This window comes from Nocardia elegans NBRC 108235, from assembly GCF_001612845.1.
GTDB classification, from domain to species: Bacteria; Actinomycetota; Actinomycetes; order Mycobacteriales; family Mycobacteriaceae; genus Nocardia; species Nocardia nova.
Map to the genome: position 1 here is coordinate 1 of NZ_BDBF01000059.1, position 22623 is coordinate 22623.

A 22623-nucleotide genomic window follows, 5' to 3' on the forward strand; every position below is an offset into this window, starting at 1 on the left:
ATCAAATTCCGGCCAGACCCAAGTCTCAGTGTCCGTTGGCACCGCCACTTCGGTTCTGTCATGCTTCGACTTCATGACGCGTGTACGCGGAGGTCGCGGGCTGAGCGCCCTGTGCAGCGACTCGGCCCACCCCTCGCAGCGCGGACTCAGCGAATTCGAAGCGCTCGATTCGTACCCGCGCGGGTGCCGCCGCATCGTTGCGCCGGCATCCCGCAGCGACTCCTTTGTCGCTCAGATCCAACAGAAGGAATTGATCATTCTGCAGTGTTGAGGATCAGGGTCCGATTCGCGGTGTTCGGTCAGTCTGCGCAGGCGAAGTTCATGATTGTCTCCCTTCTTGTGTCGGTCCCACCACTCTCTCTCCGCGCCCGGCGAGCGCGGCGAGTAGCGCGGTACCCCATTTGAAGCACACCTGAAGCGAGCCGCCGCTGATGACATGACGCGGAAAGCGCTGTCCCGCTCTGGGCTCGGGGTCGACGCGTGGGTTGCGGGGCGCAGATTCGCCACTAATCCGTTCCATCGCATCAGCCGGTTGCTCGCGGTGGCCTCTGCCATCGCGGACCGGATGGTTCCCCCATGGATCGTTCGGTGCGGTGTCGCCCTAGCGACCCGAAGGCCGATTGGGGTAGCCGACTACGTCTTCGACCGTCGCTGTCCGGGCCAACACTCGAACTCGACCGGCACTCGTCGGCCACACCGCAACCGGGGTGCGAATTCCCCGGAAGATCGAAAGGAGAAAAATTATGCGACGCAACATGGTTCGTGCAGGGTTGGCTTCGTTGGCAGCGGCCGAGGCCGTCGCGGCGTTGGCGGGCACCGCATCATCGGCGACAGACCCGACGGCGAACGTGGTCGGGGGCAGGGAGCGGGTGAAGGTTAGCGTCATCTCCAACTCCATCCCAGGGCCGCAGGCCTGCAACGTCCAGATCAACCAACAGTCCCGGGCGTCATTCCAGATCGTGCCTGGCGGAAAATACAGCACCGTGATCGCGCAGGTCCCCCCTGGGACGCCCACCGTGAAAGTGACGTGTGGTGCGGCCACGCTGTGGGATAGGCCGGAGCCAGTCGAGTTGGCGAACCCGGTGTTGGACGCTGTCGACTCGGTGTTCATCAGCGCGGGTAGCAGCGAGCTGGCCACCGACGCGGCACTGAGGTGACCCTGCCATTCCACTACAGGCCAGATGTCCGGGCGGGGTCACCACAGCCGCACCGCCCGGACACCGTTGAGTGCCGTCGTGCCTCTGTGTGCCGTATCGCGTGCTCACGGCCGCGCGGGCAATGATTGCTTCCTTCAGTTCAGACCGGTTTTGGGGGCGGCGACGGATTGGGGTAGCGCGTTACTTCACCTCGTCGGGTGCTCGTGGGGAACGGTGGGTGTTGTGGGTGATGACGAGAACGAGGCATTGGACCGGTTGCCGTTTCCGTATGCGGAGGCGTTGCGGTTGCGGGCCGCCGGTGTCGCTGACGAGGTGATTGCGGAGGTCCTCGGCATCGAGTCCGATGCGGTGGGTCCGCTGCTGCGAATGGCCGAGGCGAAGTTGGCCGCGGTTAGGGGCCGCGATCAGTGATGAACGCATCGACGCTGAACTCGACCCTGCCGAGGCCTCGCGTGGCTGGATACGCTGGAGATGTGGTGGCCGGGTGGCCGCTGGTCGGCCGTGCAGAAGAACTGGACTGGCTGTTGGAATCGACGACAGCGGGTTCCTGCGGCGCCCTGATGGCCGGGTCTGCCGGGGTCGGGAAGACACGGCTGGTGGCCGAGGTGGTGGCGCGGTGGCGGGCTCGGGGGCGTGAGTGTCGATTGTTCGTGGCGACTCGGTCAGCGGGATCGGTGCCGTTGGGAGTGTTCGCCGATATAGCCGAGACCAGCGAGGTCGATCCGCTGCGCCGGATCCGCGATGTGGTCGCGGCTGTATCGGCGCCCTCAGCGGGCGGTCGGGTGCTGGTTGTGGTCGATGACGCACATCTGCTGGATGAGCAATCCGCGCTGGTGATCAACCAGGTGGTGCGCCTGCGGCAGGCAAGTGTGCTGCTGGCGGTGCGTAGCGGCGAGATGCCACCGGATGCGGTGTCGGGACTGTGGAAGGACCAGTTGCTGGCCCGACTAGATCTGCAACCTTTCTCCCCTGAAGTGACCGCACAACTGGCCGCAGCAGTGCTGGATGGGCCGGTCGAGTCCTCGACCGCGACCGCGTTGTGGCGTTACACCCGCGGGAACGTACTGTATCTGCGGCATCTGATCGACGGCGAGCGTGCGGCCGAGCGGCTGACTCGGCGAGCAGGGGTGTGGATGTGGGATGGCCGCCCGGGGATGTCGGTGCCGTTGAGCGATCTGGTGCAGGCCAGCATCGCCCGCCAACCCGAGTCCGTATTAACGGTGGTCGATGTGCTGGCAGTGGCTGACCCGTTGGAGATCGATGTGTTGTGCACGCTCACCGATCCGGCCGCTGTCGAGCAGACGCAACGGGCCGGACTGGTCACCTTCGACCTCGACGCCGCCCCTGCCCTCGCACGGCTGACCCACCCGCTGCTCGGGGAGGTGCGACGCGCCCACACCACACCAGCACGGCTGCGGATACTGCGCGGTCGCGTCGCGAACGCGCTGGAAACCTCAGGTGCCACAACGAGTCTCATTCAAACGGTCCGTCGCGCGGTACTCAGGTGTGAATCCGATCAGCCACCGACGGCCGAGATGTGTGGGCAAGCGGCATTGGCTGCGTTGAAGCTGTCCGACCCGCTGACCGCGCAACAACTGGCCCGCCACGCGGTCGCAGCCGGCGGCGGCCGCAACGCACTGCTGCTGCACGCCAGCGCATTGGCGCACTGCGCCCGCTACGACGAGGCGCTCGCCGTGAACGCCGCACAACGCCGCGATGCCAGCTCGGAGTACGAACGGGTGCTGCTGACGCTCAACCGTGCGGCAATCCTGACCAGTAAAGATGATTCCGCCGCCGCGCGTGAGCTGGCCGCGATCGAATCCGCTGCCAACGCATGCGGATTGCGCCGCCCATACGACGCGGTCGTTGCATGGGCTGCCACCGCACGAGACGAATTCATCAGAGGAGCCGAAGCCGCCACCGCCGCGTTGACCGCGGAAGGCTGGTTCAACGAATTCTTCGAACTGTTCGCGCTCGCCGCCCTCGTGTCCGCCAACTCGGGTCTGGGCCGCTACGAGCAGATGACCCCACCTGCAGAACGCGCCTACGACCTCGCGTACAACACAACAGCTAGCTCCACATTCTCCTTCCTCATCGGGCTCTACCACATCGACGGCTGCTATACGAGCGGCTACCTCCAGGCCGCCACCGAACTGGCCGAGCGGCTCAACCGAGCACCGGGCGATTTCCCCAATGCCTTCACCTACCGAGCCCTCTACACGGGAGCCGCCGCACTCGGCCGTGGCGACTTGGCCACGGCACGGGCACGATGCCGCGAATCCCTCGCCATCACCCTGTCCGCCGAGTCACTGTGGATCTCTCGAGTGGCGACACTGAATTTGACCATCGCCACCGCCATGACAGGCGACGCCGAAACGGCCAATACCCTGCTAGCCCGATACCAACCGCTGGAGAGATACCCCGGTGGTGCCCGCATGACCTACACCTACCTGCTCGCTCGCACCTGGGCCAACGCAGCCGCCGGACTCACCAGCCACGCCATCGCCCTGGCCACCGAAGCCGCCACGATCGCCCGAACAAACCATCTAGCCCATGAGATTTTTGCCCGACAAACCGCCACCCAGTTCGGTGACCCCACTCACGCCGAACGCCTGAGCGAACTCACCAGCTGTGTACAGGGACCACGGGTGATCGCAGCGGCCAAGCACGCGACGGCGCTCAGAGATAGGGACCCTGACGGATTGGCGGAGGCAGCACGGCTGTACGAGGAATTCGGTGACCGGGTCGCGGCCGCCGACGCGGCATCCCAAGCTGCGATCCTGTTTCGCAGCAACGGATGCCGTGGCGCCGCGCTCACAGCTACCGCTACCGCCCACCGGCTCGCGGCAGCGACCGGCGCGGACACCCCCGCCCTGCGCGCGAACACCACAAAGGATCCACTGACCGCGCGGCAACGCGAGGTGATCGCCCTGGTGGCGGCCGGGCTGACGAACCGGCAGATCGCCGAGCGGCTTGTCATGTCAGTGCGCACCGTCGAAGGCCATCTGTTCCGCGCATCCCAGAAGACCGGTATCAACACCCGCGACGGACTCGCCGCCGCCCTCGACACCACTCACCACTGACCCATCCCAGCCATCATCAGGCCGTGTGGATTCGAGCTCGTCAGCAATCTCATGTCCTACCGGTACGCGATCGACGAGCTTCCCTGGCCGCTGCCGAACAGCTGCACCGGCTCGGGTGTGAGGTCGATGCGTCGGTGCGGCTGCATGTGCATGTCACCCAGGCTGTGTTCGCCCACCCGGCGCATGTGTATCGGTGGCTGAAATTGTTGTACCGCAACGGTACACCGGTCACCCTGTTGGTGCGCCGGCGCGCTCACTATGTCCAGTTCGACAGCGCCGCCCGCGCGTGCCCGTCATACAGCCAAGGGGCCGCAGCACGCTCGGGAACTCGGGCGGTACAAGGCGACCAATCCGTTGCCGCGCAACACCTTGGAGGCGCGGATGTTCGCCGTTCCGCGCCCGGCGCAGCGGCCAGCCGTCATCGACGACGCACCGAGCATGTCGTAACCGGCCCAGTTCCGACAACGGGCATTACGGTGTGACAGGACGAGCTCCGAGAGTGAATGCTTCCCAGACAGGCCGCAAACGGGAGTCTTCGCCTTGTCAGCTCGCCACGCCGTCACCAACGTCCATGGTCAGTACACCTAGGCTGTGTGTATGGGTAGCGGGTCGGGAGCCGGGGCGGGAAGTGTTGCTGGTGCGTCCGGGGACGCGGGCGTCGAGTATCGGCGTGGGGTCGCTGCGTACGCGGTGACCTGCGGGCTTGCCGGAGTTCCGCTGCTGGGAATCGAGATCGCGCCCCGCGACACCTGTGTTGCGGCAGTATCGCTGGAGACCGACGATTCGGTCGACGACATCAGGATCGAGCTGGAGACGGGATGGCGAGCGTTCGTTCAGGCCAAACGAAGCCTGAACGCCGGGAAGCCGCTCAAAACCGCTGTCGCGCAGTGGTTGCCGGCTGTCCGAGCCGGGCTCAACCCCACACGAGACCGTCTGGTGATCGTCGCGGGGACCCTTAGCGGTTCCATGAGAGACCTGCAACGGGTACTCAACCGAAAGCGCTCCGATTGCCCGGGGTCCCCGACAACCGCCGAGAAGAAGGCGCTCTCGCAGGTACGAGCACTTCTGACCGGCCTTTCCGACGAGGAGTGCGACCTGGTTCTTCGGTGCGCGGTGATCTGGGAGTTGCAGGTTGAGGAAGAACACCAGACCCACTCCCAACGAGCTGTTGAGGGCTTGCGATCAGTCCTGGCCGACAATGAATACGACACCGCGCGACGCGCGTGGGCAACGCTGATGAGCCTGTCCGGTCGTGCTGCACGGCTGCGGGGCGGATACACCATCGACGGCTGGCACAACGCATTACGCGGCGAGGGGTTCGAATTCCGTTGTGACGGATCAGCTCCCGCTGCCCAGCTTGAGGTCCGGCACGCGGCGATCGGCCGATATCGAGCGCGCTTGCACAGAACGGGCACACATCTCGATCTGCGCGGGTTGGGTGCGGAGGTGCCTGCCATGGTCCTGGACGAGGCCGACGCCTCGGTCACAGCCGACGAGGGCCGGGAACTGGTCTGGGCCTTCCTGCGCCGCGGCCGGATGATTTTGACCGGTCTCCCCGGAGGCGGGAAGACCACCGCGTTGAAGCGACTGACAGCGCAACTGGCCTCCGACGACAGTCTTCCGTTCCCCGTGTTCGTTCCGCTTCGCGCAATCAGCAACGCCGATACAGGTTCCAGCTTCCGGGATCGCCTTGTTTCGGTAGCGGTCCGCGACGACAGTCCGGCCGACCGGGCGATGGTTGCCGACGACATCAACCGCCGCCTCGACAGCGACGGGAAGATCGCTCTGATCCTCGACTCCCTCGATGAGACCTATGACTGTCGTGCGCGCATCGTCAGCGATATCGCCTCGATGCTCGACGGTCTACCGTCGGGCATCTGTGTCCTGCTGGCCACTCGCGACATCGCTTACGGACAGGCAGCCACGCTCCGATGGCCGAGTCTGCGTCTCGGGCCTCCGGCTGCAGTCGATCGTACTGTCACGGCCGTGCTCCGAGCGTCCGCCGATCACTTGATCTCCGATCAGAGCGCCCGGGGGGACTGGATCGCTGAGCGTGAGACATGGGTCCAGTCGGCGTTGAGTAAGGACGAAATGCTTCGGGAGACGCCGCTGATCCCGGTGCTGTTGGCGATACTGGCCATCCGGCGCTCCCCCGCGAGGCTGCCGGGGCAACGTGCGAAAATCCTCGAAACGGTCATCCGCGACATCGTCGCCGACCGCGAACTCCATCGCACTGATGGCCGCACTCTGGGTCCTTTGGACGGTTCCGCACTGGGCGACGCGACGATGCACGCATTCGTTGCCGAGGCCGCCGAGATTTTGAACAGTCAAGGGCGCGCCGATACGAAAGCAGTCGTCGACGCCGTCGCCGGCGCACTACGCGAACCCTGGGACCTGCCATCGGGCCACGCGTCGACCGCGGCGCGGGAGGCCGTCGCCCTTTTCGATGAGACGGGCATTTTCGTGAACTCCGGTGCCGAGGAGACCATCGCGCCACGGATTGCGCTGTTCGCGGAGATCGGGGACGCGGTACGGATCACCACCCGCGCCGCCGAGATCCGAGAATGGGTACGCGATCGGATCTCGGCTGAGCAGTTCGAGCCACTCGTGCTGGCCTGCATCCTCGACACGGCCGTCACTCACACCGTCCTCGAAGCTCTTCACACCCATCCTACCGATATCCGCCTGGCGAACGTGCTCGTCCGAGCATTCCGAGACGGGGCCGAACTCGACGACGACGCCATCGGGCCGGTCTGTGAATGCCTGATCGCGAATGTGGCGACAGGAACCCCACACGGATGGTTCAGCTGGGAAGACCTTCTGCACCTGCCGATCCCGGCGGCGCTGCGCGCCGACGCGCAAGCCGCTGCTGACCTCCACAGTCCCGAGCACGCGCTCGTTGCCCAGGCTTCACTGCAACTGCATTTTTACCACCGTGGCGGCGAGCCGGCCGACCCGCAGGTGCTCGAAGGCGTACTCGCCCTGGAAGAACTGCCTGTTCACCCGTCGTCGCACGAAGGACTGAAGTTCGATCTCAGACTCGCGATTAGCGACCAAACACTGAGTTGGACGCGGGAACAAGCAGCGGCGTACCTTCTTGATCATGTTGAAGACGCCACCGGTCTCGTGGTCGATATTGCGAGTGCCACCGACACACCCAGCGGTTTACGTGAGGCCTTCACCCGACTCCTAACCGACCGTGGGCTAAACGCCGAAGCCACGGCGGTCAACACGGCGATCGAGAAAGAACTCGCGGAACTGGAATTTCCGTCGTGGCTGTCCGATTACGATCCGTCTAAGTATTCGCAGTTTCTGCGGGTGATCGCCGGTCACCGAAAGGCGGAGCTGTCGACCGAGCAGGCAACGCGGACCGATGAACTGGCCGATTTCCTCGACACTCTTGCAATGAACTCTCCTGGAGCCGGCCACCTTTATAAGCAGCCGCCCGGGTTCGTCCAGCAGGTCGTCGAGTTGACCAGCGTGCTCTACGGATTCGACCCAGCGATTCTCGCCGCCGAGGCAGCGATCATCGACGCGCGCATGGAACGCTCGAACAGCACGGATCCGTACTTCGCTTTATTCGACACTGCGAGCCCACGGTCGGTCCCCGACTGGCCGGCCGTGGCCGACCCTGCCCGAGCGATGCAGATTGTGGGGCGACTGTTCAGACTCGGACTCGAGCATGCCCGCTTCGCGGCGCTTTCGTTGTCGGCAGCACCGATCGCCGAATACGCGGGACCGGAATTGCGGCGGTTGCTCCCGATTCTCGCGCGCAGTCCCCGGCGCCACTACCTCGCGGCTGCGGCCTTGGCATCACTGCCCGCGGGGCCGGAGCCGGATTGCTGGATCGACAGTGATGAACCAGTACTGCGCAGGGTCGCAGCGCTCGGAATCGAGCCGACAATTGCGAACACAATCGCCGACAGGTTTCGACCGTTGCTGAACGACCCCGACGGGCACGTGCAGGAAGCCGCGATCAAGAACGTCGTCGCCGCCGGACCAACGGACCTGGCCCCGATACTCCACGACATCTCAAGACGCCCGGCACCAGGGTGGACTTGCTTGAGCTGCCGAACCCTGAACGAGCCAGCCGCCCACACCAAATGCGCGAACGCCGGCTGTTTCACCATCGGCCCGGATCCCGCCAAACTCGCCGAAAAGCACCTACGAAACATGGAGCACGCGCGCAGCGACGGAGCCACCAGTACGAACACTTCGCCACTCACCCCGAATCGCCCGCGCATCCTTGAGTAGTCATCACTGAAGCGGAAACGGCCCCGCGAGCACTTCGCCGCGACACTGTCCAGCGCCCTCAGCAGGGAAGCCCGCGAACGCCCCGATTCACGCATCGCAGTGCTGTGGAAGGCCGGCATGAACTCCCCATCATCCTCAACCCGGTCGCCGCGTCGAGACCGGGACCTCGATGGCGCCGATATCGGCGACCGGAGGATGTCGGTGGGGTGTGTCATCGTCTGGCGCATGCCGAACGGACGCAACGCTGATCCCACTGTGGTACCTGCCAAGATGGCGCGCATTCGCGAATCTCACGTGAGACCGTTGAACGATCTAGCTGATCGGATCGCCGATTCGGTCGGTTTACCGCACGGCTACGTCCCCTACGTCGACCCCGACCAGGGCGGTATCAAAGCGCGGGTGCTGGTGTTGCTCGACAACCCGTCGACCAAGGCCGAAGCAGGAACGGGATCCGGCTTGTTGAGTCTGGACAACGACGATCGGACCGCCCGCAACTGCCGCGAGGCCTACGCCCGCCACGGCGTGCCGTGGTCGCAGGTGGTGCACTGGAACGTGGTGCCATTTCCCGTGGCCGGAATCAAGAACGGTGGCTCGACCGGCGCCGAACGCGCCCGCGCCGCTCGCTGGACCAGGCAATTTGTCGACTTGTGCCCGAACCTCGAACAGGTGCTGCTGCTGGGGGAGGCTGCCCGCGACGGCTGGGCGCGCGCCGCCGTCACACGCGACCTCTTCGTCCTGCCCGGCAAGATTCCACACTGCTCACCCCGCGGACTGAACTCCCACGGAGGCCGCGAACGCTTTGAGGCGGCTATCGCGCAGATCGCCCGTTCCCTGTCCTACTGAGTGCCGTCCCGTGCGCTCTGTGGGCGCGCGGTGGCGGACGCCGTCGACACCTTGTCAGCGCGAACCCAACGCGATCTCCTGAGTGGCAGGTGAACGTTGCTCTGCCAGAACCGTTCTCGTATCTCACGGCGGAAGGCCGACATCGTCGGGGTACAGCCCCGCCTCCGGTCGGACAACGGCAGGCGTAGGTGGAATCGGGCTGCGGCTGAGACAGCCGATAGCGGCGATTGCCATGCCGTTTCAACAGCCGAGGAGCGTCTTCGAGCTGGAGGTTAAGAGCTCGGCATCCTCACCGAAGGCACGACGCCGCGCCTACGCTCGATCAGAGCAACGCCTCCCCGTCAGGCCTCGGAAAGAACTCTAAAATTGAAACTGGACGACCTGCTCCTGATACCCCGCCCTGGGCACGAAGAAGCTGGCACGCTCGACGAATTCATGGTCCACCCGCTGGTCGCGGCACTTCGATGGCCGCGCGACGTCGCCGAGCAGTGGCTGTGGGAACACGGGCACAACGCACACTTCCTCCTGGACTACCGCACCGTCCAACTCGACAACATCACATGGTCGCTGGAAGCGCTGCCTGTCGGTGACCTATTGGCAGCCCCCACCGGCCTCAGCGAGGGTGACCTGCTCGATCTCAACGCCGCAGACCATGCGCACCGGGTCCGCGTCCGCCCTGCCGAAATCAGGCAGGCATGGGATGAGACCGGCACGTGGTTACGGGCCCCATCCTTATCGAACGAGATCTCCTTACACCGCCCGCCGATGGCCTCCAAGTCATCGAAGGCCGCACTCGGCTCGGAATACTGCGCGGCCGTCTCCGCGACGGACTCCTTGTCGCCGACCATCACCATGCGTGGGTCGGTAGACGTTCTCGCGACGACGACGCGCACTAGCCGGACTCTATCCCCTCCAGCCAGGCCGACAGGTCCGAACTCGACGCCCTCGACGTGGTTACCGAGCTGGATCGCGACGGTTCGGGAACCTGTTGGGAGGCAAAGCCTTTACGGCCTCAACGCCGTCCTGTTCACCGAGAACCTGTCACGAGCCCACCGCATGGCCGCCCGACTGAAAGCCGGAACCATCTGGGCCAACTGCTTCTTCATCCGAGACCTGCGCGCACCCTTCGGCGGCGTCGGCGACTCCGGAATCGGCCGCGAAGGCGGCACCTTCAGCCGCGAATTCTTCACCGTACCCAAAACCGTTGTCATGCACATCGCAGCCGATCACACGTGATCGCGCGTTCGGGTGTCGGCGTGCTCGGGGCTGTGAACTTCAGACCCGAGCCGGATAACCGGAACCTGGCCGGTCAATCGGCACGGGAATCAACCAGCGATGGATTTCTAGTTACAGATCGGGGCAATATTCCAGAACTGATTTATGATGTCATCCTTGGTGTGGTTGTGCCACAACATTTCTATCTTGTACCCCGACCTGGATGGATCATCGGGGAAAGTCGCGATCAATACCGCGGCCGGGCCGCCGTCGACGGGCGAGCTTGCCTCGTGGAGCAGTGGAATTCCCGCGCATCCAGCATGAGGTACTCGCATCTGGACGCCAGTGGCGAACACCAGATTCGCATTTACCTTCTGAATGCTGCCATAGTCATAGATTGTGAACCATGGAACGTTGGCATTCTGCGAACAGTCGACGTACGGATCGGTGCCGGTATATGGGCCCTCGCAGTATCCCCCTCCCCAACTCGTGCCGTACGGACGGCTCGATACCAATTTGGGAAATGCATCGGCAATCTTCTGTTCAGGAGGATTCCAGGGTTTATCTCTGGTTGAACTACCGTCACTCCCGCTGGCGCTGTCTTGCTGCCCGCTGCCGTGCCAAACAACCAATCCGATCGCCAGCACGGCGGCGATTGCAGCAGCCGACACTGCGATCGTTCGCCCTCTCCAGCGGCGCCACGGCGACGACTGTTCGGGGGCGACGTTGTGCGGCGGCCACGCCGGTCGCGGAGGTCCGGGGGCATACGGTGGTGCCGGCTGATGCCATTGCGCCGGCGGAAGCGAATGATCGGGCAATATAACGGTTTCCGGCGCCGGGGAGCGTACCCCAGCGGATCGCTGCGCGATTACGGTATGGACGGCGGACGCCAGCTCCCCACAGCTACGGAATCTGCGATCGCGATCCTTGGCCATGGCTCGTGCAAGGACCGCGTCGAGTTGCGGAGGTAGGTCCGGGCGAAGCTGATGTATCGACGGTACCGGGGCACCGAGATGGCCGGCGACAACCTGCCCCGGGTTATCTGCCGCGAACGGAGACCGACCTGTCAGCAGCGCGAACAATGTGCACGCGAGCGAGTACTGGTCTGCACGGTGGTCGAGTGGCTGGCCGCTGAGTTGCTCCGGCGCGGCGAATGCCAGTGTCGCGGTGAAGGTTCCGGTGGCGGTGACCTTGGTTGTCGAATCCAGCAGTCGGGCGATACCGAAGTCGGTGAGCACCGCGTGCTCTGCTCGGCCCGCGTCCGCCGCGGCCAGCAGAATATTGGCCGGCTTGATGTCTCGATGCAGAACGCCATGGGCATGGGCATAGTCGAGAGCTGCTGCGATATCCGCGATTATCCGTGCCGCGTGCTCGCCGGTTACCGTTCGGAAATCGAGGTGACTGGCGTCGGTACCGCGGACATATTGCATCGCGATCCACAGGTGCCCGTCGTGGACGCCGCGATCATAGATGCCGACGATGTTCGGATGCTCCAGCTTCGCAACAACGCTGGCCTCCTGCTCGAATCGGCGACGTAATTCCGCGTCGCTGGACACCTCGCGTCGGAGCAGCTTCAACGCCACCGATCTCGGCAGCCGCGGGTGGCGAGCCAGATACACCGTGCCCATGCCCCCTTGACCGAGCTCGCGGTCGAGGAAGTACTCGGCAAATGTTGCACCAACGCTGGGATGAACCACTAACTCCCCCTTGAACTGCTGGATCTGAGACTTAGCATATTGTGTGTGAGGTACAGGGTGTGCGGCTGCCCCCGGCTGAGATCGATAAACACCGATGGACTAACGGCCGCACGACATGCCGGTCCGAGTTGTTCCGCTCTGGCCAGCCACAACGGAGAACTTCGTTGGATTCTCGGCCACTACTACCGGGACCCCTTGTCCTGGCTCAGCTGTGTTCATCGCACCCGCCGCCCCGGGGTACCCGCCGCGATCCTGGCCACAGCGAACGAGACGACACAGCGATACCGGCCGCTCAGCAGTCCGGGTCCAGCGGATAGCAAGTCCTCGGCTTTTCGGGGGCCGGCCCGGCAGGGATCTCGCGGGGCGGCAGCGTTTCGGCGGGCGTCGACTCGGTGACCGCCGGTGTGCCCTCGGCGCTGCGGTGAGGATGGGTGTACACCAGTGCGGCGAACCCGCCGATGATTGCCAGAGCCAGCCCGAGAGCAAGCAGTGACCGGGTGGTGCGGCGGGGAGGCCGGACCACAGGATCCGGGAACCGCGGCGGGGCCGCCGGCTTCCCGTAGGTCGGGGTCCGGCCATCGGTGTGCCCGCTCTGCTCATCGCGGGACGGCGGTGTATGCGCTTCCAGCGGTTGCCGGTGCCTCGCCGCGATCGGGGCCCACGCCGGCGGGAGCGTCGTCCGATGCGATGTCGGTCGAAAAGGGGAACGGGGCGGCGGATCGACGACGGCGCTGCGCGGGGAGACCGTCACACCCTCCAGACAGGCCGACAGATCCGAACTCGATGCCCTCGACGTGGCTACCGAGCTGGATCGCGACGGATCGGGAACCTGCTGGGAGGCAAAGCCTTCCGCGGCGAGCTGGTCGATGGCGACGGCCTGGCCGAGATTCAGCCCAGCCAATACCCGATGGGCTTGCTCCGCAGTCCAGGACGTGGTGCGGCGGCGCTGGCCCTGGAACCAGATACGCAGGCCCTCCTGGGTGCCGACAAGGATGTCTATGCCGGTGGGCAGGTCCATTTTCGCCACAGTCACCGAACAGCCGGGGTGAGGAATGACCAGCACGAGACCGGACACGAATGCATCGATTCCCAGCCGCGTGTTGTGGTTCTTCAGATTGAACGCGGCTTGGCGCACCTGATTGAGCGGATTGGTGTCGTTCTCGCGCGCATGGACCGGACTACCGGCCACCCCCGGCATCGACCAGGGCCCGTTGGCCGGGCACGACAATACACCGCTGACCGGGCTGGTGATGCCCTTGACCTCGATCACCACACACGCGTGCGGGGTGATCACCACCAGGTCGGCCTCGCTGGCACGGCGGTAGCGTCGCCGCTCGGGCAGGTAGCACCCCGAGATCGCGACACCACAAACCTTGTAGGCACCGTTCCACGTTCGCAGCCAGTCGAGAACGATTCGTTCGGTGGGCGGTATCCCGCGACGATCCCCATTGACGACCAGCATCGCGACCCCCTATGCGGCGTTGAAGCACCGAGAACGGTGCTGGGTCAACGATATCGCCGTGTACCGACAGCCGCCCCGAGCTCTATCGGACCCTCGGCTCCGCCGTCTGCTGGCGATCGACCTCGGCGGATCCGCTCCCACCTGATCACGGGGCTCGCCTGTCCGAGAGGTATCCGCACCGCGATCACAGTAGGTGGTGCAGATACCGGTCCGGATCCGAGAGGAAGTCTCTGGTCAGGCGCACAGGGAGGGCGTCGTCGTAGGAGACGATGTCGATCGTGCCGGCGTCGGTGATTTCGTAGATGCTGGCGCCCGGGAGCGCGAGAAGGATCGGTGAGTGGGTGGCCACCACGAGCTGGCATCGCTGTTCGACCAGCTCGGCCAGTCGCCGCAGGGCCGCCATGCACGCTTGGGGAGACAGAGCAGCCTCGGGTTCGTCGAGCAGGTACAGGCCCCGCGGGTGAAAGCGGTGCATCATCAGGTCGATGAACGATTCCCCGTGTGAGCGGTGATGCGGGGAAGTGCCACCGAGCGTGTCCACCTGGTCGGGGCCGAGCCGCTCGGTTTCGGTGGCGACGTTGTAGTAGGTCTCGGCACGCAGAAAGAACCGGCTGCGCGGCTTGTCGACACCCCATCGGATCGTGAGGTGCTCACCGAGAGATGATTCGCTGGCACGGGTAGCGAAGCGGTAATTTTGGCTTCCCCCTTCGGGATTCATGCCAGCTGCTACGGCGATCGCCTCCGGGAGGGTGGACTTTCCGCTGCCGTTCTCGCCGACAAGGAACGTCACGCCACCCGCCAGCGGCAGTCCTCGCGCCTGCTCCTGCAGGTAGGTCACGACGGGCAGAGTGAATGGATAGTCGTCGGGATGGGCGCCCGGCGCCACCCGGACATCGCGGATATAGCCATCGGTGACCGGATACACGCCCTCGCGCCCACGGCCGCTGTCGTCGCTCATCGTCGCGTAGAGACGCGGCAGTTCGACATGATGGCAGGATCGCCCTCTGCGGTTATGCGGTCGGCATCGATCATGGCGCGCAGCCTACGAGGCATCGACCTCGACGGATTCGCTCCCACCGGATCGCGGCGGTGGTCCGGCACGGTCGAACCTGTTCTTCCACACCGCCGCCGGACGCGGCGGGTCATCGCCGATCCTGGCCCGGACCGGTCATCTGAAACCACCCGGGAGCTCGATCATGATTGGTCGGCGCGTAGGTCACGCCGCCCCGCAAATGCGGTTCCACGCGCTCACACGTGGAGTCGACGTCGGCGTAATCCTCGCCGGTGCGTTCGGCGATCAGCTGCCAGAACCTTTGCGAGTCGGGGACCTGCACGCTGGTCCGCCAGAGGTAGCCGGGCAGCGGTTCGCGCACACACGCCAGCGCGCGAATCGCGATGCCGCGACTCTGTACGACCCGGTCGACGTCGATGTTGCCTATGAAACCGCGGCGGCATTCGTGGCAGATCAGGTACCGAAGCTGCCCCAGTGGACTGTTCCCGTAGCCACCTCCGAAGAAATGGATCGAGCGTATATCGGTGGCCCTGCCCTGCGTGATTGCCGGACCGAAGAACTCGAACCGGACCAGGTCGGATTGCTGAGTGTGGTGGTGGGGAATGCCGTGGATATCGCGTGCCATAGTCTGTGGCCCCCTTCGGTTTTCCGCCGATCGTGCCGCACCCCACCGACAACCACCGCCGCTCCCGACGCCACCGTTCTACGGCGCGGTGGTGTGCTCTTGGGCTGGGGCCTCGATCGTCGAGGTCGCCGGCCGGCGTTACCCTCGTCCTCGACAGCGACGGCATCCTCGCCGACTTCGGCGAAACCCGCGACAGCGTGTTGCGCCGGCGGGCCTTCGACCTCTTCGGCCATTCCGGCGGCAACGCCGAACAGGCCGTCGGATTCTGTCCGGCGTGGTTGGCAAGCTGCAGAAGCTGGATTTCCTCGAACGCAACCCCGACTACCTCGCGGACCTGATCATCTCAAGGTGGCAGGCAGGCGAACGGCCGGCAGAACAGCTGCTCGACGCCCGGGCCACCTGTCACAAGGACTCTTAACCCTGCCGGATGACAGGGCCAGGAGTACTCGGTTGGGTTGGGCTCCGATCGGGGCTGCTGGACCGCGACTTTTGAACCCAATTCAGTCGTGATCGTCCCGTAGAGAGAGTTGTATGAGCTGTTGGAAAGCGCGGACGCACTCGTTTTCGGTGATGGGGAGGCGTTGAAACCTCACCTGGTGGCCGTTGCTGGTTTTCCACGGCCCCATGGTTTCGGCGCGGGCTGGGATGTGTGGTTCAGGAAAGTCGACGTATGCGAGAGCTCCCGCCGGCAATGGGCGCTCGAGGTGGGCGCTGAGGTATGCGTGGAGCTGGTAGAGGTCTTCGCGGTCGACTCCGCGAGGATCGGTGAGGGGCTTGTATTTGGCATCGACAATGGCCCACGGTCGGCTCGGTGGGCCGAGGATAAGGTCGGGATACATATTGCCGAGTGTGCGCATCGGGTCGGCCACTGTGCGAAGCAGATACTGTGTGCTCGTTAGGCGCGTGCCGTGAGTGACGTTGGCGGTACCGAACGCACGCTTCGCGCAATGCAGGAGGAATAGTTCCCATAGTTCGGCGACGTCGATCAGCAGGCCGGTGGTGCGCTCTGAGGTGGCTGCGGCGCGAAGACCGTTTCGCCGTGCGATCTGCCACGAGAGCTCGGCGACTCGTCGGTATGGCAGTGTGATCGGCGTATATCGCACATCACGCAACTCGCGTAGTGTCGGCAACTTAGGTCGTGGTCCCGTTACCGCACGCAAGCGCGGCATCACTTCATCGATCCTGTGGCCGCGCCAATCTTTGCGCCGGAGCGCACGATCGAGCACACGGTCGGCTAGCACGATCACCGCGCTCACGGGGTTGTCGAATTGCTTGGGTCTGCTTGTGGAGGCGACGTGTGGGCTGCGTGCGGTGCGGAGAGTCATGGTCGAAGGTAGATCGAGCCGACCGCGCACATACGGTGAGATGTGTTGCTGCGGTGCTCGGAATCCGGGAAGGCCGTGTCGCGTCGCATCGACGAGGGTCGAGCGCCATGTCGCTGCCAGCAGTTCCGCGATGAGAATCGAGGAGCGGCTGTGATCACCGGTGCGAGGAACGATGCGCACGTTGAGTGCTGCTCCCGCCCAGGCGGCGATCGTGGTGAATCCCAGACGAGGCCGGATTTCGAGCACGCGTCCATCGCGGTGCAGTTCGCCGATGTAGCGCCCGGCCCGCCAGTTCCCGTCCGGATCGCAGTGCAACACCGGTTCCGGAGCACTGGCGATCCGCGATGTCCCGACACCTACTACGAAGTTGGCTGGATCAGTATCACGTGCGAGGGCCTGCAGCCAGTTACGATCATTTTCGGTCAATGCGCGATCGGCACCTGCGAGGTCGCGAAATACCAAGCGCTCGGTCATGTTGACATGAAAGTTCGCTTGAGCCGTGCTAGTTCGTCCTCACGAACGTCCGAGCCGGCCAGATACTGCTCAAGCAAGGGCTTCAGCGATCGCCTCCAGAGGTCCACGATCGGCGGCTGCGGACTCCGGCGGCTGTTCCACAGGTAGGTGCCTTTGGCGGGACGGTTCTTGCGCGACTGAACCCACGTTCCGATGAAAAAGGTGATGTCGGCGAAGTAGGTGTGCCCGATTTGGTATTGGCGGCCCAGCTCAACCGATTCCTCGATCGAAGCGTTCAAAGCCGCCGCCCGGTCTGCGAAGAGCTGCAACTGCTCAGTAACTGCCTCGTCCAGCGCAAACCTGGACGCGATGTCATCACTCCAACGGGCAGTGACGATTTCGAGAAGCAAGCTGCGGTCGAACGGGCACTCACGCCACAGGAACCGACGTCGCAGTGCGAAGTCGAGACTTTCCACGGACTGGTCGATTTCATTCATCGTGCCGATCACATACAGGTCTTCCGGGATGACGAGCACGTCCGGGTCCTGGCTGGAGTCGAATCCCGGCAGCGGCATCTCTCGACCGCGTTGATCGCGTTCGAGCAGACTGAAGGCCTCACCAAGCATCTCCGAGAGATTGGTGCGATTGATCTCGTCCAATATCAGTACGCTCGGTAGCGAGGGGAGCCCCTCGGGATGGGTCTGCGTGCGGTGTTGAGCGACCAACCACGGCAAATATCCTGGCCGATAGCGGGTCACGTTGTCCTCCAGCCGCAGTCCGCGGATGAACTGCTCGTATCCGACACCGGGATGCAGTTGAAGGCGAAAGACGTTGCGCTTGACCGCCGCGTCCACCGCTGCACCATGGGTGAAGTAACGATCAGGTCCCCAGTCCTTCAACGCCGCTTGACGAATCACTGCTTCGGCAATTTCACTGGCCTGCCAGGTCTTGCTGGTTCCCGGCGGCCCGTACAGCACCAACTGCTTCTTCCAGAGCAGCGCCTCCATATCACCGACGCCGTCGGTTGAGTCGCTAGCGCCTCTCCCCCAGATACCGACCAGCGGTGGATGATAGAAATCGACAGCCTTTTGGGGCGCCGTGTTGCCTTGCGGCAGATACCCTTCCAGCACCCTCCGAATGCTGAGCAGATTCTCGTCGACATCTTCGGCGTCGGTACCAGCGAGAAATCCCTTGAACGCTTTGGCGATCTCACGCTTATGAGTGCCACTGGAGATACGTTCGAACTCGTCCGGTCGCAGCAGATGCAGCAGGATATGACGCATTTCGCTTGTCGGCCAGTCGGTATCGTCGGCGAAATCTCGTAGCAGCCACGGATCGGTGAGCAGCAGCTCCAACCGCGAATCCACCGACTCCTGTTTGAGCCGGTAAACGAAATCGATGATGTAGCCAACTTGAAGATCACGACGCAGATTGAAGCGGATACCCGGATCACCGATCCCCTGGGACAGGACCTTGTCGATACCAGCCGGAAGATCGACCTGGACATCACCCAGCGCGTTCTCGAGCACCTTGCGCTTTCCCGCGACAGTCATGGCGCTCGAAAACAGTAAGTGCACGAACACGACCTCGGTCATCAAAAGACGAAGATCGACCGCCGCTCCCGCCAACTGCTCATCGAGCTTGGTGAAAAACCGGCCGCCACCAGCCTCCCCTTCCAACGGGTTGCCGTTGAAGCGGCGCACGAGCTCGTCGAGGTTTTCGATTGACCATAAATTGCCGGCCTCGAAGATCAAGGGTTCGTCTTCAACCAGACTGCACGAAACCCAACGCTCGACCGTAGAATCGATCAGATCGCGCTGATGCTCGGTATACCGGGCCATCGTCCCCTCCTCGAAACCCCACCTACTCGACTCCATACAGCGGCACGCTCAGGTTTACACCGAGCGGCCGATGGTATCGTACGCCAAACAGGCTGCAGCGCTGGGGATTAGACCCGATCGAAGCCTCACGACCTCCGGGACGCCGGTCGGCCACCACACCGTCGCGCAACCGGCGGCGTTCCACGCCGAACGGCTACTAGGTGTTGCGGGTCATGACGTTGGTGGCATGTAGGGGTCGCGCCGTGGTGTTATCGTTGCCGGGTGATCGATATTCGACAGGCATGGTGGTGGCTGCTCCAGCAGCCCGTCTAACCATGTCCGCGGGCTGTACGCAGCCCGCATGTCATCTGACCTGAACGAGGTTCGTACAGCCCCTTGACCATCCAGGAGCTGTACATTGAATACCTTCTCTGCCGCTGTCGAGCGCAGCAGCACGTTGCGTGCCGCAGTCACCGAGCACCCCGGCCGGTACCGCATCCTCACCGGCGAACGCCCCACCGGCCCTCTGCATTTGGGTCACTACTTCGGGACCATCTCCGAACGGGTGCGGCTGCACCGTCTGGGCGTGGACACGTTCGTGATCCTCGCCGACTATCAGGTCATCACCGACCGTGACGCGATGGGGCAGGTCCGGGAGAACGTCTACAGCGCCGTGCTGGATTATCTGGCTGCCGGCATCGACCCCGACCGGGCGACCATCTTCACTCACTCGTCGGTCCCGGCGCTGAACCAGCTCATGCTGCCGTTCCTGAGCCTGGTGACCGAGGCCGAACTCCACCGCAATCCCACCGTCAAAGCGGAACATGCCGCATCCGGTCGTGCCTTGAGCGGACTGCTGCTGACCTACCCGGTCCACCAGGCCGCCGACATCCTGTTCTGCAAGGGGAACCTGGTCCCCGTGGGAAAGGACAACCTGCCGCACGTCGAGCTGACGCGGGTGATCGCGCGGCGCTTCAACGAACGCTATAGCGCGGTGTTCCCCGAACCGCAGGCACTGCTCACCTCGGCACCGGAAGTTCCCGGTCTCGACGGGCGAAAGATGTCCAAGAGCTACGGCAACGCGATCGCATTGTCGATGACCGCCGACGAAACGGCGGCCCTGATCCGCCGGGCCCCGACCGACTCCCAGCGACTCATCACATTCGATTCTGTCAATCGTCCCGGCGTGTCCGCGCTGCTGACCACGGCCGCATTGTGTTCCGGCCGCGATGAAAGAGACCTGGCCGATGACATCGGCGACGCCGGGGCCGGGGCGCTGAAGAAGCTCACCACCGACTCGGTCAACGAGTTCCTCGCCCCACACCGTCAACGCCGCACCGACTTCGCGCGCGACCCTGAATTCGTGCGCAGTGTTCTGCGGCACGGGAACCGCCGCGCCAACGTGGAGGCAACCCGCACCCTTGAGGAAGTGCACGCTGCGATGGGAACCGCGTACTGATGCCTGCCACACGGATACGAGATTTCTTACTCACGCCGAGACTGCGCCGATGACTCACCGAAACGCGCCGTTGTCCGTCGAAGGCCGTCGCCGACTCGTGCAGCGTTGTCAGACTCGCCCTATCTCGCACATCGCCGCTGAAATGGGTATTTCACGAGCGTGTGCCAGTAAATGGGTGGCCCGCTACCGGGAGTTCGGAGAGCCCGGCCTGCTCGACCGGCCCAGCGTGCCGCACCGCCAACCAACCGCCACGCCGGTCGAAGTAGTCGCCCAGATCGAGACGCTGCGGCGCGAGAAGAAGTGGTCGGCCCGGCGCATCGCCCTCGAACTCGCCAACGACGGCATCGCCATCTCGGTGCGGACCGTCAGCCGGCATCTGGCCCACCTCGGGTTGAATCGGCGCAGGTTCCTCGACCCGTCCGGGGAGAGCAACCGCGCACCACGACGGATCATCGCCCGCTGGCCCGGCCACATGGTCCACGTCGACATCAAGAAGGTCGGCCGCATCCCCGACGGCGGCGGTTGGCGTGCCCACGGCCGCGGCAGCGAACTTGCCAAGAAGGTCGGCCGGGCAAAGACCGGCGGCGCCCGCGCCGGATACGTATATCTGCACTCGGCGATCGACGGATTCTCCCGGCTGGCCTACACCGAAGCTCTCACTGACGAGAAAGCTTGCACCGCAATCGCTTTCATGCACCGTGCCCGAGCGTTCTTCGCCGCCCACGGCATCGAACACATTCACCGCGTCGTCACAGACAATGGCGCCTGCTACCGCGCGAGGGACTTCGCGAAGGTGCTACACGGGGCCCGGCATCATCGGATCGCCCCGTATGTCCCGCGCCACAACGGCAAAGTCGAACGCTACAACAGGATCCTCGCCGAGGAGTTCCTCTACGCACGCATCTGGACCAGCGAAACCCAACGCTCCGAGTCACTGCAGGTATGGAATATCCACTACAACTACCACCGGCCCCACACCGCCGTCAGCGACCGGCCGCCCGCGGACAAGCTTCAGGCCGGAGTCACCAACGTCATGGCCTCATACAACTAGTGTTCTGCGCCTGAAATCCGTTGTGTAATTGTAGGATTCGTCGGTGGCGAGGACGGGGCGGCCGAGGTCTGGGCCGGATTTGGTGGTGACCGAGGCGCAGCGTCGGGAGTTGGTGCGGGGTGCGCGGGCGGCGACGTCGACGCAGGCGTATGCGTTGCGGTGCCGGATCGTGCTGGCCTGCGCCGAGCCGGGTGCGTTCAACACCCATGTTGCGGCGCAGGTGGGTGTGTCGGCGATGACGGTGCGTAAGTGGCGGGGACGTTTCATCGAGTACGGGCTGGCCGGTCTGGCTGATGAGCCGCGGCCGGGCCGGCCGCCGTCGATTTTGTTGGATCAGGTTCAGCAGGTGGTCGAGCTGACTCTCGAACAGGTGCCGACCGATGCCACGCACTGGTCGCGGTCGTCGATGGCCGAGCGGACGGGTCTGTCGAAATCGACGGTCGGCCGGATCTGGCGGCGGTTCGAGCTGAAGCCGCATCTGAGTGACGGTTTCAAGATTTCCACCGACCCGTTGTTCGTGGAGAAAGTCGTGGATGTTGTTGGTCTATACCACAATCCGCCCGAGCGGGCGGTGGTGCTGTGTGTGGACGAGAAGTCGCAGATCCAGGCTCTGGATCGGTCGCAGCCGGTGCTGCCGATGATGCCGGGTATGCCCGAGCGCCGCACCCACGATTACGCCCGGCACGGCACGACCAGCCTGTTCGCCGCGTTCAACATCGCCGACGGCACCGTGATCGGTGAACTGCACCGACGACATCGCGCAACCGAGTTCCGCAAGTTTTTGACCAGCATCGACAAGGCCGTGCCCGCGAACTGGATGTGCACGTGGTTTGCGACAACTACGCCACCCACAAGACCCCGCTGGTCCAGCAATGGCTCGCCGCGCATCCACGATTCCACGTGCACTTCACCCCGACCGGATCGTCGTGGCTCAACCAGGTCGAGCGCTGGTTCGCCTTCCTCACCCAGCAACTCCTGCGGCGCAGCGTCCACAAAAGCGTTGCGGCCCTGGAAAAAGACCTCCGTAATTGGGTCGACCAATGGAACACCAACCCACGCCCGTTCGTCTGGCGCAAGACAGCCGACGAAATCCTCAACTCCCTCGCCCGATATCTAAAACGGATTTCAGGCGCAGAACACTAGGGAGTGTTTCGAAGTGGTTGATGG

General features: G+C 64.2%; 15 protein-coding genes and 2 pseudogenes. 11 read left to right on the forward strand and 6 right to left on the reverse strand.

Translation table 11 applies throughout. The features are described 5' to 3' along the window. The 7 genes and pseudogenes from NE2_RS36790 to NE2_RS30665 form a co-directional block, all read left to right on the forward strand. The coding region (locus NE2_RS36790; protein WP_218018691.1) for a hypothetical protein at nt 1-271 on the forward strand (271 nt) is incomplete at its 5' end. Between the two features lie 472 nt (nt 272-743). After that, a complete protein-coding gene (locus NE2_RS30630) occupies nt 744-1157 on the forward strand; it encodes a hypothetical protein (protein WP_146165378.1) in 414 nt (137 codons plus the stop codon). Nucleotides 1158-1379: 222 nt separating this feature from the next. Then, the gene (locus NE2_RS30635) at nt 1380-1568 is read left to right on the forward strand and encodes a hypothetical protein (RefSeq protein ID WP_233429928.1); all 189 of its coding nucleotides are present in this window, start codon (nt 1380-1382) and stop codon (nt 1566-1568) included. A gap of 62 nt (nt 1569-1630) precedes the next feature. Then, a complete protein-coding gene (locus NE2_RS30640; RefSeq protein WP_063909527.1) occupies nt 1631-4240 on the forward strand; it encodes a LuxR C-terminal-related transcriptional regulator in 2610 nt (869 codons plus the stop codon). A 597-nt stretch (nt 4241-4837) separates the two neighbouring features. After that, entirely contained in the window at nt 4838-8494 is a 3657-nt protein-coding gene (locus tag NE2_RS30650; RefSeq protein WP_084494444.1) for an NACHT domain-containing protein, read from the forward strand. Between the two features lie 225 nt (nt 8495-8719). Beyond that, nucleotides 8720-9337, forward strand: a complete 618-nt coding sequence (locus NE2_RS30655; RefSeq protein ID WP_063031793.1) for a uracil-DNA glycosylase — start codon at nt 8720-8722, stop codon at nt 9335-9337. A 999-nt stretch (nt 9338-10336) separates the two neighbouring features. Beyond that, nucleotides 10337-10573, forward strand: a pseudogene (locus NE2_RS30665) (aldehyde dehydrogenase family protein); the annotation flags it as partial. A gap of 107 nt (nt 10574-10680) precedes the next feature. Here NE2_RS30665 and NE2_RS35305 read toward each other — a convergent pair. The 4 genes from NE2_RS35305 to NE2_RS30685 all read right to left on the reverse strand — a co-directional run bounded on the left by NE2_RS35305 (nt 10681) and on the right by NE2_RS30685 (nt 15348). Next, nucleotides 10681-12249, reverse strand: a complete 1569-nt coding sequence (locus tag NE2_RS35305; RefSeq protein ID WP_233429929.1) for a serine/threonine-protein kinase — start codon at nt 12247-12249, stop codon at nt 10681-10683. Nucleotides 12250-12541: 292 nt separating this feature from the next. After that, nucleotides 12542-13711 (reverse strand): nuclease-related domain-containing protein, encoded by a 1170-nt coding sequence (locus NE2_RS30675; protein ID WP_063031749.1) that lies wholly within the window; start codon nt 13709-13711, stop codon nt 12542-12544. 184 nt (nt 13712-13895) lie between these two features. Continuing rightward, nucleotides 13896-14669 (reverse strand): AAA family ATPase, encoded by a 774-nt coding sequence (locus tag NE2_RS30680; protein ID WP_063031751.1) that lies wholly within the window; start codon nt 14667-14669, stop codon nt 13896-13898. A gap of 184 nt (nt 14670-14853) precedes the next feature. Then, a complete protein-coding gene (locus tag NE2_RS30685; protein WP_063031753.1) occupies nt 14854-15348 on the reverse strand; it encodes a hypothetical protein in 495 nt (164 codons plus the stop codon). 274 nt (nt 15349-15622) lie between these two features. Between NE2_RS30685 and NE2_RS36055 the strand changes: the two genes are divergently transcribed. Then, complete coding sequence (locus NE2_RS36055) at nt 15623-15766, forward strand: hypothetical protein (RefSeq protein WP_157110979.1); 144 nt, start codon at nt 15623-15625, stop codon at nt 15764-15766. 82 nt (nt 15767-15848) lie between these two features. On the opposite strand, the gene NE2_RS30690 is transcribed toward NE2_RS36055, so the two are convergent. Then, nucleotides 15849-17147, reverse strand: a complete 1299-nt coding sequence (locus NE2_RS30690; protein WP_063909528.1) for a 5-methylcytosine restriction system specificity protein McrC — start codon at nt 17145-17147, stop codon at nt 15849-15851. Continuing rightward, the gene (locus NE2_RS30695; protein ID WP_106958718.1) at nt 17144-18967 is read right to left on the reverse strand and encodes an AAA family ATPase; all 1824 of its coding nucleotides are present in this window, start codon (nt 18965-18967) and stop codon (nt 17144-17146) included. The genes NE2_RS30690 and NE2_RS30695 overlap by 4 nt, the downstream gene beginning before the upstream one ends. 397 nt (nt 18968-19364) lie before the next feature. On the opposite strand from NE2_RS30695, the gene trpS reads away from it, so the two are divergent. The 3 genes and pseudogenes from trpS (at nt 19365) to NE2_RS30710 (ending at nt 22599) form a co-directional block, all read left to right on the forward strand. Then, the gene (gene trpS, locus NE2_RS30700; protein WP_063031755.1) at nt 19365-20405 is read left to right on the forward strand and encodes a tryptophan--tRNA ligase; all 1041 of its coding nucleotides are present in this window, start codon (nt 19365-19367) and stop codon (nt 20403-20405) included. 49 nt (nt 20406-20454) lie between these two features. Next, a complete protein-coding gene (locus NE2_RS30705) occupies nt 20455-21456 on the forward strand; it encodes an IS481 family transposase (protein WP_063031757.1) in 1002 nt (333 codons plus the stop codon). 43 nt (nt 21457-21499) lie between these two features. Next, nucleotides 21500-22599: pseudogene (locus tag NE2_RS30710) on the forward strand (IS630 family transposase). Nucleotides 22600-22623: the final 24 nt, after the last annotated feature.

Bases quoted from the DNA above. Each gene is read 5' to 3' on its own strand.
- NE2_RS30630 (WP_146165378.1), top strand. From the start codon at position 744: ATGCGACGCAACATGGTTCGTGCAGGGTTGGCTTCGTTGGCAGCGGCC.
- NE2_RS30650 (WP_084494444.1), top strand. From the start codon at position 4,838: ATGGGTAGCGGGTCGGGAGCCGGGGCGGGAAGTGTTGCTGGTGCGTCC.
- NE2_RS30655 (WP_063031793.1), top strand. From the start codon at position 8,720: ATGCCGAACGGACGCAACGCTGATCCCACTGTGGTACCTGCCAAGATG.
- NE2_RS30675 (WP_063031749.1), bottom strand. From the start codon at position 13,711: ATGCTGGTCGTCAATGGGGATCGTCGCGGGATACCGCCCACCGAACGA.
- NE2_RS30680 (WP_063031751.1), bottom strand. From the start codon at position 14,669: ATGAGCGACGACAGCGGCCGTGGGCGCGAGGGCGTGTATCCGGTCACC.
- NE2_RS30685 (WP_063031753.1), bottom strand. From the start codon at position 15,348: ATGGCACGCGATATCCACGGCATTCCCCACCACCACACTCAGCAATCC.
- NE2_RS30690 (WP_063909528.1), bottom strand. From the start codon at position 17,147: ATGACCGAGCGCTTGGTATTTCGCGACCTCGCAGGTGCCGATCGCGCA.
- NE2_RS30695 (WP_106958718.1), bottom strand. From the start codon at position 18,967: ATGGCCCGGTATACCGAGCATCAGCGCGATCTGATCGATTCTACGGTC.
- NE2_RS30705 (WP_063031757.1), top strand. From the start codon at position 20,455: ATGACTCACCGAAACGCGCCGTTGTCCGTCGAAGGCCGTCGCCGACTC.